Here is a 13217-nt window from a genome sequence, read left to right on the forward strand (position 1 = left end):
GCTCAGTGCGAGTGGACGTGCCAGGAGTGTTTCGGCGAGAACGTCGCGTGGGAGTCGTACCAGGAGGTGAGCGAGAGTTCGACGCGCTCGACCGCCTCGAGCAGGCGGTCGCCCGCCGAGAGCGGGCTGGCGGCGTCGCCGGGGACGGTCACGGTCAGGGCCCCCATGACGGCGCCGTCCCGACGGGAGAGCGCGCCCGCGAACGTCCGGTCGGAGCTCGTCGAACTCGTCTCGACCGCGTATCCGCGGCGGTGGATGCGAGCGAACCGGTCACGGACCTCGTCGTCGACCTGGGGGGAGTCGGCGGCCTCGGCGGCGTCGTCGGGAGCCCCGTCGACGACGTCTCCGCCGTCGCTCCGGCCGTGCTCGGCGAGCATGACGGGTCCCGCGATCGACTCCGTGAGCGGCGTTCGTTCCCCGAGGTGCCGTTCGGGGATGCCGGGGTAGTACCCTTCCTGGGCGATCATCGTCGCGTCGTCGCCCTCCTTGAGATAGAGGCGGACCACGCCGTCGGTCTCGGCCGCCAGCGACTTCATCTCGATCCGGGCCGCCTGATACAGCGGCGACTGGTCCCGGAGCCTCCCGCCGAGCCGGAGGAGCTTCGTCGAGACGTGGTACTGTTTGTCGTGGTGGGTCACGTACCCGCAGTCGACGAGCGTCGTCAGGTGGCTGTGGACCGTGCTCTTGCTCATTTCGAGCGCGGTGGCGACCTCGGTGACGCCGGCACCGTCCTCTCGCTGAAGGAACTCCAGGATGGTGAGCGACTTCTCGGTGGTTCCCACCCGATTCCGCGATGGTTCAGTCATACATAACGATCGATCTATGTATACTAATCTGTTCGGATATGATAAATTAGTGAAGTGTGTGTTGCCGCGATCGGATCCGATCGAGGACGAGGACGGTGCGAACGCGGAGCCTGAACCGCGATACCGCATGGTCGTTCGGTATAGTCGAACGAGATCGTGAGATGGTTTCACAACCCACGTCCGTATACGCGACGGAAAGGTCGTGAAACGGGGATACTCCGCCGAACGGACCGTTTCCACGGATCGATCGCCGGCGTAGAATCGAACGTGTTCAGCCATGCGGAACGGAATCGAGGTGGACGTGGTGAGAGAAGTTCGGTACCACGGATCAATGGCAGGCGACGGCGGGAGCGACGGACGGAACTCGAGGTGGCGGACGCTGTTGGAGCGAAACGGGAGGCGAGAAGGTTCGGAGCCGCCTTCGGTCGACCGCCGGCCGTCCGTCAGCCCGACCAGGTCGGCGCGTACGGCGGATCGTACTGTCGGTCGCGGCGGTCGATCCCGTCGATCCGCTCCAGCTCCGCCGCCGAGAGGTCGAGGTCTCGAGCCCGGACGTTGTCGACGATGTGATCGCGGCTCGTCGCCTTCGGGATGGGGACGACGCCCCGGTCCATGGCCCACGCGAGGCTGACGCGCGCCGGGCTGACGCCGTGGGCGTCGGCGATCTCCGCGAGCTCGGGCACGTCGAGGACGCGTCCGTTTCCGAGGGGCGCGTACGCGACGAGGTCGATGTCGTGTGAGTCACAGTACGTCCGGAGCCGCCGCTGGGGGAGAAGCGGATGTAGCTCCACCTGGAGCGCGTCGATCGGAACGGCGGACGCCTCGCGCGCCTCGTCGATCTGGTCTGGGGTCATGTTACAGACGCCGAGCCGGTCGAAGAGCCCCTCGTCGTGGAGGTCGGCGACCGCGTCGAACGTCGTCTCCGGATCGTATCCGTCGGCGGGCCAGTGGACGGCGTAGAGGAGGTCGACGCGGTCGACCCCGAGCCGGTCGAGGCACGCGCGCGCGTTCTCCGTGACGCTCTCCGCCGAGTAGTCGTCGGTGAACTTCGGGTGCAACACCTTGGTGGCGAGGAAGACGTCCTCGCGGTCGACGTCGGCCGCAGCGATCCCCTCGCCGACGGCGACCTCGTTCCCGTACGCCTCCGCGGTGTCGACGTGTCGATACCCCTCCTCCAGCGCGGTCCGGACGCTCCGGACGCAGTCGTCGTGGTCCGTGACCCGGTACGTGCCGAGCCCCGGCGCGGGAATGTCCGCGGTCATGCGAGCGATTCACACATTCGGAACGGAGGTACTAAGTGTTATCCTCGTCGCGGCCCTCGCGCACGGATCCGACCCTCACACGTCGTCGGGCGAGTCGACGACGCGGACGTCCGCGTCGTCGATCAGGTCGTGAATGCCGAGCAGGTCGGCCAGGGTCTCCCCCTCGTCGATCCGCTCGCGCAGGGTCGCCTCGTGGTCGGCGATCGCCGCCGCGGCCTCCGCGGTGGCGTCGGCCGCCTCGCGCGGGACCACGGTGACGCCGTCCCGGTCGCCGACGACGACGTCTCCCGGCCGGACGGCAACGCCGCCGACGGAGACCGGGACGTTCACCGATCCGGGAGTCTCCTTCACCGCGCCCGCCTGCGAGACGGCCGCCGAGAACGTCGGGAACTCGCTCTCCGAGAGGTGGTCCACGTCCCGGACGTTGCCGTCGGTGACGAGCCCACCGAGCCCCTGCCGTTCCGCGTTGCGCGTGAGGAGCTCGCCCCAGACGGCCGCCCGACGCGACTCCGTGGCGACGGCGAGGACGTCGCCGGGCTCCGCCAGGTCGGACGCGAGGTGGACCATCGCGTTGTCGCCGGGGGGGACGCGGACCGTACAGGCGGGACCACAGACCGTGGCGTCCTCGTTTACCGGCCCGACCTCCGGGTCCATCGCCGTCCGTTCCCCCAGCGCCTCGTGAACGCTCGCGGCGTCCGACTCGGAGAGCGCGTCGATCGTTTCCCGGTCCGGCCGTTCGAAGTCCCTCACGACGACCATACCCCCGCGTTTCGTCGACGGGTGAAGAACGTATCGGCGGTTTCACTCGCGAGAAGGGTCTCCGCCGTGAGAAGGGTGCTCGGAGAGGGAGCGTTCGGAGGAGAGTGCTCGGAGAGGGAGCGTTCGGAAGGGGTCGGTCGGCGGAGCACAGACCGCCGGACCGACCGCTCAGTCCGTCATCACGGTGACGACGGGACAGTCGACGTCGAGTAGCACGTCCTGGGTGATGCTCCCGAACAGCGCCTTCCCGACGGGCGACCGGCGTCGACCGCCGAGCACGAGGTACCGCGGATCGATCTCGTTCGCGAGCGAGACGATCTCCTCGGACGGCTCCCCGACGGCCCCGCGCGCGTCGACGCGGGAGTTCTCGAACTCCGGAACCGCGTCGCGGACCGCGCGGCGGGCGAAGCGGGCGGCGCTCTCCTTCTCCTGGGTGATGGAGAGGTCGTGAAACCGCTTCGAACTCTCGATGGTTTCCTTGTGGTCTTCGAACTCGGACCGCGGAACGACGTGGAACGCCGTGACGGTATCGTCGTATCGCTCCGCGAGTTCGTAGCCGAGCGGGACGACACGATTCATGGCCTCGGTCTCGCCGACAGCTATCAGAACGGTCACAGGCGTCGTGATCGACGCCCCCTGTAATATAGATTGGCCCCGACATGCCGGTAGAGCGCCTCGGACGCGGCGCGTGAAACCGGGTATTCGCGAACGAACGGGACGGTCGAGCCGTCCGCCGCGGGAAGCGTTTATGTACGTACGGCGAACGGGTGGAGACACCATGTCAGCCGACAACCCGCTTCTCGCGTCCGGCGTCCTCACCGCCGAGGGAGGATCGGTGACGCTCTCCGAGGAGTTCGAGGAGGCGGTCGAGGAGTACCTGTCGCGGTTCGATGGACACACGGAGGCGGAGTTCGCCGACGCGATCGAGGAGCGCGTCGGTGACGAGGTCGCGGTCGAGCCGTTCGCGGCACTCGGCGAGAAGGACCCGCGGACGGTCGCCGAGCTGTGTGCCCTCGCCGATCGACTGGGAGCCGACGACGCGAAGGCGAACGGGAACCCGGTTCAGCTGCTTCCGTCCCTGCGGCTGTTCCGCGACGACGACGTCCGAACCGACGGGGTTCCCCGGTCGTTCGTTCCCGTCCCGGCGACACAGCTCCCGGAGCTGTTGCGGATCTACTCGCCGGCGCTCGTGTACGCCTGGCTGGACGACTCCGAGAGCTGTGATCTCGCGAAACGCGACCTCGAAGCGGTGTTCGAGGAACCACAGGAGGTGATGCCGTTCGCGGTGTACGGTCCGGACTACAGGGAGTTCCTCGAGCGGGAGTACTCCCTCACCGCGGGGCCGGCCGTGCTGTTCACCCGCGACGGCGAGGTCGAGGCGCGACTCTACGGAGCCCACGGACCCGGAACCATCGAGACGGAGCTCGAACGACACCGACGGTGAGACCGTCCCGACGAGCGCGTCGCCGTCGGATCGCCGCGCCGTCCCGGAACGACACCCCCATCTACCCGAACTTTTATTAAGTACTGGGAGAAGCCGACATACACCCTACAATGGCCAGTAACGGAGAGTGTGCCCACCATCGAGAGGTCCGCACAGACCAATGAGTATCGCTGACAAGGTTCACGCGTATCGCAACAGCGATCTCGCGATCATCGCGAGGCGTGCGCTCGAGAACCTCCTCGAAGAGCGGATCACGAGGGTCGCCTTCGTGATCCTGGCGATCATCCTGCTCATGGGTCTGATCGGTCCGGCGATCGCACCGTACTCGTACAACACCCAGCAGACGACCGACGACGGCGACCTGATGCGGTACGCCGAACCGTCGCTCGAGCACCCCCTCGGCACGAACGACCGCGGCGAGGACGTCCTGTCGCGGCTGCTGTACGGGGCGCGGGCGACGCTCATCACCGGACTGCTCGCCGGCGGCCTGATGATGACGATCGGGTTGACGGTCGGGATGACGGCCGGATACGTCGGGGGGAGGACGGAGAGCTTCCTCATGCGGTTCGTCGATTTCATGTACGGGATCCCCTTCATCCCGTTCGCGATCGTCCTCATCACGTTCTTCGGGGCGGGATTCTACACGACGGTCGCCATACTGGGGCTCGTCCTCTGGCGGTTCATAGCCAGGGTGATACGATCCCAAGTGCTCCAGATAAACCAACGGCCGTACATCATGGCCGCGCGGGCGACCGGGGCGAGCACCCCGTGGATCATGCGAAAACACATTCTCCCGAACATCGCGAACATGGCCGCGCTGTTCTTCGCGATGGGCGTCGGGCTGGCGATCCTCGAGCAGGCCGGCCTCTCGTTCATCGGAGTCACGGACCCGTTCACGCCGACGTGGGGGATCATGATCCGGAACGCGAACCAAGCGGGTCGTATCGCCGAGGCCTGGTGGTGGACGTTCCCGCCGGGCATCATGATCGCGTTGACCGTGCTGTCGCTGTACCTGCTCGGTCGCGGGTACGAGGGAAGCAGTGACGACGAGGTGGTGGTGTAAATGACTGACCCAATACTCGAGTTCGAGGACGTCGACATTCGCTATCGGACGGAGAAAGGAAACGACGTACACGCGGTCAACGACGCGTCGTTCTCGATAAACCGGCACGACTACTTCGGGCTGGTCGGCGAGAGCGGCTGCGGGAAGAGCACGATCGCGGACGCCATCGTCGGCGGCCTCGACGCCAACGGCGAGGTCACCTCCGGGACGATCCGGTACAAGGGCGAGGAGATCCAGGACTACTCCGAGAAGGAGTTCAACCGGAACGTTCGCTGGAAGGAGATCTCGGTCATCCCGCAGTCCTCGATGAACAGCCTGGACCCGGTGATGAAGCTGAGCAACCAGGCGGTCGAGATGGCGAAGTACCACACCGACCTGACGAAGACGGAGGCGGTCGACCGGCTGCGCGAGCTGTTCGAGGTCGTCGGACTCTCCGAGTCGCGGATCCACGACTACCCGCACCAGTTCTCCGGCGGCATGCAACAGCGGGCGATCATCGCGTTCGCGCTGTACCTCCGGCCCAGCCTCATCATCGCCGACGAGCCGACGACGGCGCTGGACGTGATCATGCAAGACCAGATCATCGACTACATCAACGGGCTCAAAGACGACTGGGACATCAGCATGCTGATGATCACCCACGACATCTCGGTCGTCTTCGAGAACTGCGACTCGATGGCCGTGATGCACGGCGGACAGGTCGCCGAGACCGGGAGCGTGGTCGACGTGTTCGACAGGCCCCGTCACCCGTACGCGATCCTGTTACAGAACGCGTTCCCGGACGTCCGGTTCCCGGACCGCGAGCTGGCGGTCATCGACGGCCACCCGCCGCAGCTTCGCGGCGAGGTCGACTTCTGTACGTTCGCCGACCGGTGCCCGTGGGCCAAACCCGAGTGCCGCGAGGGCGCGCCGGACCCGCAGGCCGTCGCCGGCGACGACGACCACCAGGCCTGGTGTATCCGCGCGGACGAGATGGAGGAGCTGGCGGCCGACCACCTCGATCGGAACGCGACCGAGGAGAGCATCCTGGAGGGAGAACGATGAGTGCGGACGAACCCGTCCTCGAGCTCGAATCGATGGACAAACACTTCAAGACGACCTCGAGCTTCGTCGAGACGGTCAAAGAGACCGTCTTCGGGGAGGGGCCGAAGCTCGTTCGCGCCGTCGACGACCTGGACATGACGCTCGAGCAGAACCAGGTCCAGGGCGTCATCGGCGAGAGCGGCTGCGGGAAGACGACGCTCTTGCGGACCGTGATGGGACTGTACGACCCGACGGGTGGGGACATTCGGTTCCAGGGACAGTCGACGAGCGAGTTCGGCAAGGCCGACTGGAAGGAGTTCCGCCGGAAGGTTCAGATCGTGTTCCAGGACCCGTTCAACTCCCTGGACCCGAAGTTCAGCGTCCGGCGGACGATCGCCGAGCCGCTGGAGATACACGACATCGACTACGACCGGTCCGACATCGAGGAGATGCTGGAGAAGGTCGGGTTGACGCCCGCGAGCCAGTACATCCAGCAGTTCCCGAACCAGCTGTCGGGCGGGGAGAAACAGCGCGTCGCCATCGCCCGCGCGCTGGTCACCGACCCCGAGGTGATCCTCGCCGACGAGCCGTCGTCGATGCTCGACGTCTCGACGCAGGCGGAGATCCTCAACCTGTTGAACGGGTTGACCAGCGAGTTCGGCGTCTCGATGATCTACATCTCACACGACCTGTCGACGGTCTCGTACATCTGTGACGAGATCAACGTCATGTACCTGGGGCGGATCGTCGAGAAGGCCGAGACCAGAGAGCTGCTCTCGGACCCGAAGCATCCGTACACGAAGGCGCTGATCCAGTCGATCCCGATCCCGGATCCGCACCACGACCGCGAACGGGCGACGATCGGCGGCGAGCCTGGCGACCCGATCGACATGCCGGAGGGGTGTCGGTTCAAGACGCGCTGTCCGGAGCGGATGGACGTCTGTGACCACACGCCGCGCGACGTCGACCCCGACGGCGAGGGGGAGCGTTCGGTCGCCTGTCACCTCTACTACGACCACGAAGCGACGACCGGCGACGCGGAGGAGCCGGTCGAAGAACACACCCCGGAGACACCGACATGACTCGAAACGAGCCCAACGCGGACGCACGACCCGACGCGCAGCCACCGACGAGCAGCTCCGCGGCCGTCGATCACGTCGACGGTGGCGGTTCCGGACCCGGAGGTGACCGGTCGTGAGCCGCCTGAGCTACTTCGTCCGCCGAACGGCGATAACGGTAGGGCTCATCTTCCTCGTGGCCTCGGCGCTGTTCTTCTTCTTCCGAGCGATGCCGGGAGACTACTCGTCGCTTCTGATCCAACAGGGGATGAATCCCGAACAGATCGCACAGCTCCGGGCCGACTGGGGGCTGGACGAGCCGATATACGTCCAGTACTACGAGTACATCACCAACCTCCTGACGGGGAACGCGGGCCAGTCCTTCCGCTTCAGCCAGCCGGTCTGGGAGCTCGTGGCCCCGCGCATCCTGAATTCGTTCGTGCTCGTCGCGCCGGCCATCACCGCGACGTACATCGTCGGCGGACTGTTCGGCGCGTACATCGGCCGTCGCCGCGGGAGCCCGCTCGAGAAGTCGGGGATCATCTCGGTCTCCGTCTTCCACTCGATCCCGGACTTCTTCCTCGGCATCATGCTGATCGCGCTGTTCTCCTCGACGCTGGGCATCTTCCCCACTTCGGGGATGCTCTCGCCGGCGACGATGCTCCAGGTCCAGGACCAGGCGTACTGGCAGCGGTTCCTGCTGCCGGAGTTCTGGCGGCACTACACGCTGCCGTTCATGACGGTGCTCCTGTATTTCATGCAGTACCCGACGCTGATAATGCGGAACAGCGTCGTCGAGGTGAGCGACCAGGAGTACCTCCACTACCACCGGCTGAAGGGGCTCCCGGAGTCGAAGCTGCTCCGGAAGATCATCCGGCACGCCTCGCTTCCGGTCATCACGCTGTACCCGATCTCGCTGGCGGCGTCGATCAGCGGGCTCGTCCTGATCGAGGTCGTCTTCAACTGGCCGGGGATCGGCCAGCTGCTGGTCTCGTCGGTCCTGGCGCGGGACTTCCCCGTGATCCAGTTCGTGTTCCTCATCGCGGCCACCTGGGTCATCATCGGGAACTTCCTCGTCGACCTCCTGTACGGCGTGCTCGACCCGCGCGTGTCCGTCGCCGGCGACGAGGACTGAGGCGTCGCCGTCCTTTCGGGTTCTTCCGGGTCCTTCTCGACTCCTCGTTCCGCGGACGATCGTCTCACGGACCACGTAGACGGTCGGTTCCGACCCGCTTCGCCGCTCGAAACGTGACGTACGTCAGAATTTCTAAGTATCACAAATTTTTTAACAGTACCTCCGAAGGCATAGGGTATGCCATCAAGTGGCAACCGCGTGGAGCGGAAGAGTATCGACCGTCGACAAGCGCTGAAAGTCATCTCCGTGGCGTCCGCCGCCGCACTCGCCGGCTGTGGCGGAAACGGTTCGGGGGGCGACGGCGGAGGCGGCGACGACGGGGGCGGCGACGACGGAGGCGACGACGGAAGCGGCGACGACGGAAGCGGCGACGGGGGCGGCGGTACCCCGGAGGGACTCGGCGAGCGGGTTCCCACGCTGACCTTCCAGTACTGGTCGGACCAGGGCCCGCCGACGATCCTGTTCGAGGAGACGATCTCGAGCATCCAGTCGGTCGCGTCGGACGTCGGCATCGAGATCGAGACGCAGCCGATGACGACCGCGGAGGGGATCACGGCGGTCGGCGACGACGTGCGCGACTTCCATCTAGCCGTGAACAGCCACGGACCGGACCCCGGACGGCTCGACCCCAACGGACTGATGCAGGCGTACAGCATCGACAACGCCGGGTCGAACGGCCAGTACAACCCGTCGAACTACGCGAACACGGAGTTCTCGGAGCTCGCCGACGAGCAGGCATCGATCGGGGTTCCCGACGAGCGCCGAGAGGTCGTCGGGGAGGCGATGAGCCTCTTCTCGGAGGACCTCCCGTTCATCCCGACCATCGAGCGGCCGACGACGGCGGCGATCAACACGGACATGGTCGAGCCGGTGGAGGCGGGCGGCGCGGGCCTCTCCGCGGTCAACTGGGCCGCGCTGGTCGAGTCGGGCGCACAGACGACGAGCGGCACCGACACGATCCTGGCGAACCTGCCGGGGGAGTTCCTCACGAGCAGCTTCTACCCGACCGTCGGGGACACCGACTCGCTGGGGCTGTACACGCAGCTGACGCACTCGCCGCTGATGCTGTACGACTCCAACTACGAGCGGGTGCCCGTGCTCGCGGAGGACTGGGAGGTCTCCGACGACGGGACGGCAGTGACGTTCAACCTCCGCGACGCCACCTTCCACAACGGGGAGCCGGTGACCGCGACCGACGTCAAATGGACCTACGAGTTCCTGAGCGAGCAGTTCCACGACGGCCCCTACCAGTGGACGGACCTTCCCGAGGAGCTGACCGTCGAGGCCGTCGACGAGACGACGGCCCGGTTCGAGACGCCGGAGCCGGCGCCGACGCTGGTGACCGCACAGCTCCCGACGTTCGGCGTGCTGCCGCGTGACGCGTACGTCGACGCCGGCATCGAGGAGAACCCGACCGACTTCGAGGACCCCATGATCGGCGCGGGTCCCTACGAGATCGCGACGTACAACAACCAGGAGAACATCGAGCTGGTGCCCCACGACGGGAACCCGGCGTTCGACGTCGAGTCGTCGATCATCATGTCGATCTACGACAGCGTCTCCGCGGTCCGCCGAGCCTTCGAGAACGGCGAGCTCGCCATCGCGGTGACGCTGACGCCCGACGCCGGCCGGCAGATCAGCGAGACGATGGGCGACACCGCGCAGATCGTCAACGGGGCGGCGTTCCTGCCGTTCGGCATGATGCCGCAGATGTCGTACGCGCCCGGCATGCACATGGAGTTCCGCCAGGCGCTCTCGCACATGGTCGACCGGGCGGGACTGAACGAGACGTACGCCTTCGGCGAGTCCGACGAGGTGACGTACTGTACGTTCAACTCCCAACAGCACCCGTGGTACGACGAGGAGTACCTCAGCGAGGCCGGCCCGGAGACCCGCGACGTCGAGGCCGCCCGGCAGGTCCTCGAGGACGCCGGCTGGGGCTGGGACGACGACGGCAACCTCTACTACCCCGAGGACGCGGACCTCGAGGCGTGGCCCGAGGGCGAGGAGCCGAACCCGGACGACTTCTGAGCGACGCCGTCGCCGACCCGCGGATTTTTACCGTCCCAAGGACCCGTCGAGCCGGCCGTATCGGCCCGCGTTCCGACGGAATTCGCGGCGGCGACCCCGAACCTTTTTTTGTGAGAGCGTCGCACAGTAACTCGCCATGCGAAAGGTTAGATTTCGAGATCCGGCTGGATCCGTCCGTACCGGCGAGTGGACCGACGACGACGAGCTTCGATTCGGCGAGGAGAAGTTCGACCCGTCGGAGGTCGACGTGCTTCCGCCGACCGAACCGAGCAAGATCGTCTGTGTCGGTCTCAACTACTCGGATCACGCCGAGGAGACGGACTCGGAGATCCCCGACCGACCGCTTCTGTTCTTGAAGGGGCCCAACACGCTGGCCGCCCACGGGGACACGATCTCGCTGCCCGAGGGGAAAGAGCGGGTCGACCACGAGGCCGAGTTCGGCGTCGTCATCGGCGAGCAGTGTCGGAACGTTCCCGAAGACAGAGCCGAGGAGGTCATCGCCGGCTACACCTGCGTGAACGACCTCTCGAACCGCGACGACCAGCGGAAAGAACAGAACTGGATCCGCGGGAAGGCCTTCGACAACGCCGCGCCGATCGGGCCGGTCGTCGCGGACCCGGAACACGTCCCCGACGACGCGGAGATCACGCTGACGGTCAACGGCGAGGAGAAACAGCACTCCTCGATCGACAACCTGATCTTCTCCGTCCCGGAACTCATAAGCGAGATCACGAAGCTCGTCACCCTCGAGCGCGGCGACGTCATCGCGACGGGGACCCCCTCGGGCGTCAGTCCGCTCAGCGACGGCGACACGGTGGCGGTCACCGTCGAGGGCGTCGGCACGCTCGAACACGACATCGTCGGGGCGGGCGAGTTCTCCGGCGACGTGGACCACCGGTTCATGCCGAACCAGTGACGCGCACACCTCGACCGCCGAGACGCCGCTGAGCGGACGAGACGAGCGAAGCGAGGAACGACCGAGACGAACGGTCACACGGAGGCACACGTCTCTCCGGCGCTCGAGCGCACGCGTGCTGAACCACCGCCGGAAACGGGTCCGAGGCCACCCGAAACTGGACGGAACACGTCGCTCGAGCGGCCGGCGTCCCGCCGTGAGACGATAAAGACAACTATTGAGGATGTCATTGTTATTCATATAATATTGCGTATAGTTAAATAGAATGGAAGGCTGTGAGACGCGAAGAGTCATTCTTTCCGGTTTTAATCGCGCAATATATCGATGGAGACGATCGGAGAGCCGTGAGAACGTTGAAGACGTATATTCGAGTTATATCTCGTAAAAGAGCCTCTGAGATCGTTATTGTCTCGAAGAGGAGCATCAAGAGAACTATAAGATATCTTGTATTTCGAGAATATGATCAGATTCCTGTAATTTTCTTCGGCGGGCGGTCGACCGGATCCGCCACCCTCATGCGACGCCGCCGCGGAGCATCCGGCGTGTACTGGATCGAGCTCGCGGGGGAGACGGACGCGTTCGCGGCCTGCGAGGCGGCGACGGCCGCGACCGGCGTGGAACTCCTCGCGCCGGGGATCGCGGCCGCCGGGAGCGTCGGCGAGGGCGTCGGGCGGCTGGCGTACACCCGCGCCGCCCACGAGGCGGTCGCTCGGACGGACGCGACGGTCGCCTCGGCGGTCGCCGCCCTGGAGGCCGCGCCGCTCGATCGAACGGGAAGCGTCGCGGTCCGCGCCCGCAACGTCCGGAACACGACCGACGTCTCCACGACCGACGCCGAGCGCGCGCTCGGGAGCGTCCTCGTCGACCGCGGCTTTTCCGTCGACCTCGACGATCCCGACCACGTCCTGCGCGCGCTGTTCGCGGCGGGCGAGCGCGCCGACCACGACGCGGTCGCCGGGGCGGACGGCGAGAGCGCCTCCGTCTGCGCGCTGGGGTGGGTGGCTCTGGAGGCCGCCCGCGACTTCGCGCCGGACCCGACCGACCGGCCCTTCTTCCAGCCGGGGAGCATGGCCCCCGCGGACGCCCGCGCGTACGTCAACCTCGCCGGCGCGGCCCCCGGCCGGACCCTGCTCGACCCGATGTGTGGAACCGGCGGGCTCCCGCTGGAGGCGGGGCTCGTCGGGGCCGACGCGGTCGCCTGCGACGCCCAGGCGAAGATGGTCCGCGGGACGCGAGAGAACCTCCGAGCGTACGTGAGAGAGGGCGGAGACGACGTGAGCGATCCGGGCGACGCGCCGAGCTGGCACGTCGCCCGCGGCGACGCCACGGACCTCCCGATCGTCGACGACGCGGTCGACGGCGTCGCCTTCGACGCGCCCTACGGCAGGCAGTCCAAGATCGCCCGCCACGAGCTCGCCGACCTCGTCGCCGGCGCGCTCGGGGAGGCCGCGCGCGTCGCACCGCGCGCCGTGATGGTCGCCGACCGCGACTGGCGTCGACCCGCCCGCGAGGCCGGATGGGACGTCGCCGCCGCCTTCGAGCGCCGCGTTCACCGGTCGCTGACCCGACACGTGCTGGTCTTAGAGCGCGACCGGAAGCCGTCCCGGACGACGTGAGGGCGGCGGCGAACCGGAAACCGAGCGACGTGAGAGTGAAGCCGAACGTCCGGGTACCGCGGGATTCGACCGCCGGCGAACGGGTTTTCAGTTTCGCCGCGGCC

At 66.7% G+C, this 13217-nt stretch carries 12 protein-coding genes; 8 read left to right on the forward strand and 4 right to left on the reverse strand.

Annotation, left to right across the window (positions count from 1 at the left end):
• Positions 1 to 2: 2 nt before the first annotated feature.
• From NO889_RS02065 to NO889_RS02080, 4 genes are all read right to left on the reverse strand, one after another.
• Positions 3 to 806, reverse strand: coding sequence for an IclR family transcriptional regulator (locus NO889_RS02065; protein ID WP_256410582.1), 804 nt, complete (start codon positions 804 to 806; stop codon positions 3 to 5).
• Positions 807 to 1249: 443 nt separating this feature from the next.
• Entirely contained in the window at positions 1250 to 2068 is an 819-nt protein-coding gene (locus NO889_RS02070; protein ID WP_256410583.1) for an aldo/keto reductase, read from the reverse strand.
• A 75-nt stretch (positions 2069 to 2143) separates the two neighbouring features.
• Positions 2144 to 2827, reverse strand: coding sequence for a 4-carboxy-4-hydroxy-2-oxoadipate aldolase/oxaloacetate decarboxylase (locus tag NO889_RS02075; protein WP_256410584.1), 684 nt, complete (start codon positions 2825 to 2827; stop codon positions 2144 to 2146).
• A gap of 168 nt (positions 2828 to 2995) precedes the next feature.
• A complete protein-coding gene (locus tag NO889_RS02080; protein WP_256410585.1) occupies positions 2996 to 3442 on the reverse strand; it encodes a universal stress protein in 447 nt (148 codons plus the stop codon).
• 163 nt (positions 3443 to 3605) lie between these two features.
• On the opposite strand from NO889_RS02080, the gene NO889_RS02085 reads away from it, so the two are divergent.
• From NO889_RS02085 to NO889_RS02120, 8 genes are all read left to right on the forward strand, one after another.
• Positions 3606 to 4271, forward strand: a complete 666-nt coding sequence (locus NO889_RS02085) for a thioredoxin domain-containing protein (protein ID WP_256410586.1) — start codon at positions 3606 to 3608, stop codon at positions 4269 to 4271.
• A 160-nt stretch (positions 4272 to 4431) separates the two neighbouring features.
• Positions 4432 to 5334 carry an ABC transporter permease gene (locus NO889_RS02090; RefSeq protein WP_256410587.1) on the forward strand — a complete coding sequence of 301 codons (903 nt, stop codon included), beginning with the start codon at positions 4432 to 4434 and terminating at the stop codon, positions 5332 to 5334.
• Positions 5335 to 6378: an ABC transporter ATP-binding protein gene (locus NO889_RS02095; RefSeq protein ID WP_256410588.1), complete on the forward strand. Its 1044-nt coding sequence runs from the start codon at positions 5335 to 5337 to the stop codon at positions 6376 to 6378.
• Entirely contained in the window at positions 6375 to 7439 is a 1065-nt protein-coding gene (locus tag NO889_RS02100) for an oligopeptide/dipeptide ABC transporter ATP-binding protein (protein ID WP_256410589.1), read from the forward strand. The genes NO889_RS02095 and NO889_RS02100 overlap by 4 nt, the downstream gene beginning before the upstream one ends.
• A 112-nt stretch (positions 7440 to 7551) precedes the next feature.
• Complete coding sequence (locus NO889_RS02105; RefSeq protein WP_256410590.1) at positions 7552 to 8550, forward strand: ABC transporter permease; 999 nt, start codon at positions 7552 to 7554, stop codon at positions 8548 to 8550.
• Between the two features lie 177 nt (positions 8551 to 8727).
• Positions 8728 to 10581 carry an ABC transporter substrate-binding protein gene (locus NO889_RS02110; protein WP_256410591.1) on the forward strand — a complete coding sequence of 618 codons (1854 nt, stop codon included), beginning with the start codon at positions 8728 to 8730 and terminating at the stop codon, positions 10579 to 10581.
• Positions 10582 to 10717: 136 nt separating this feature from the next.
• Positions 10718 to 11497 (forward strand): fumarylacetoacetate hydrolase family protein, encoded by a 780-nt coding sequence (locus NO889_RS02115; protein ID WP_256410592.1) that lies wholly within the window; start codon positions 10718 to 10720, stop codon positions 11495 to 11497.
• A gap of 542 nt (positions 11498 to 12039) precedes the next feature.
• The gene (locus NO889_RS02120) at positions 12040 to 13113 is read left to right on the forward strand and encodes a TIGR01177 family methyltransferase (RefSeq protein WP_379787231.1); all 1074 of its coding nucleotides are present in this window, start codon (positions 12040 to 12042) and stop codon (positions 13111 to 13113) included.
• Positions 13114 to 13217 lie beyond the last annotated feature (104 nt).

Origin of the sequence: Halorubrum rubrum, from assembly GCF_024494685.1 — an archaeon.
In the GTDB taxonomy this organism is placed as follows: domain Archaea; phylum Halobacteriota; class Halobacteria; order Halobacteriales; family Haloferacaceae; genus Halorubrum; species Halorubrum rubrum.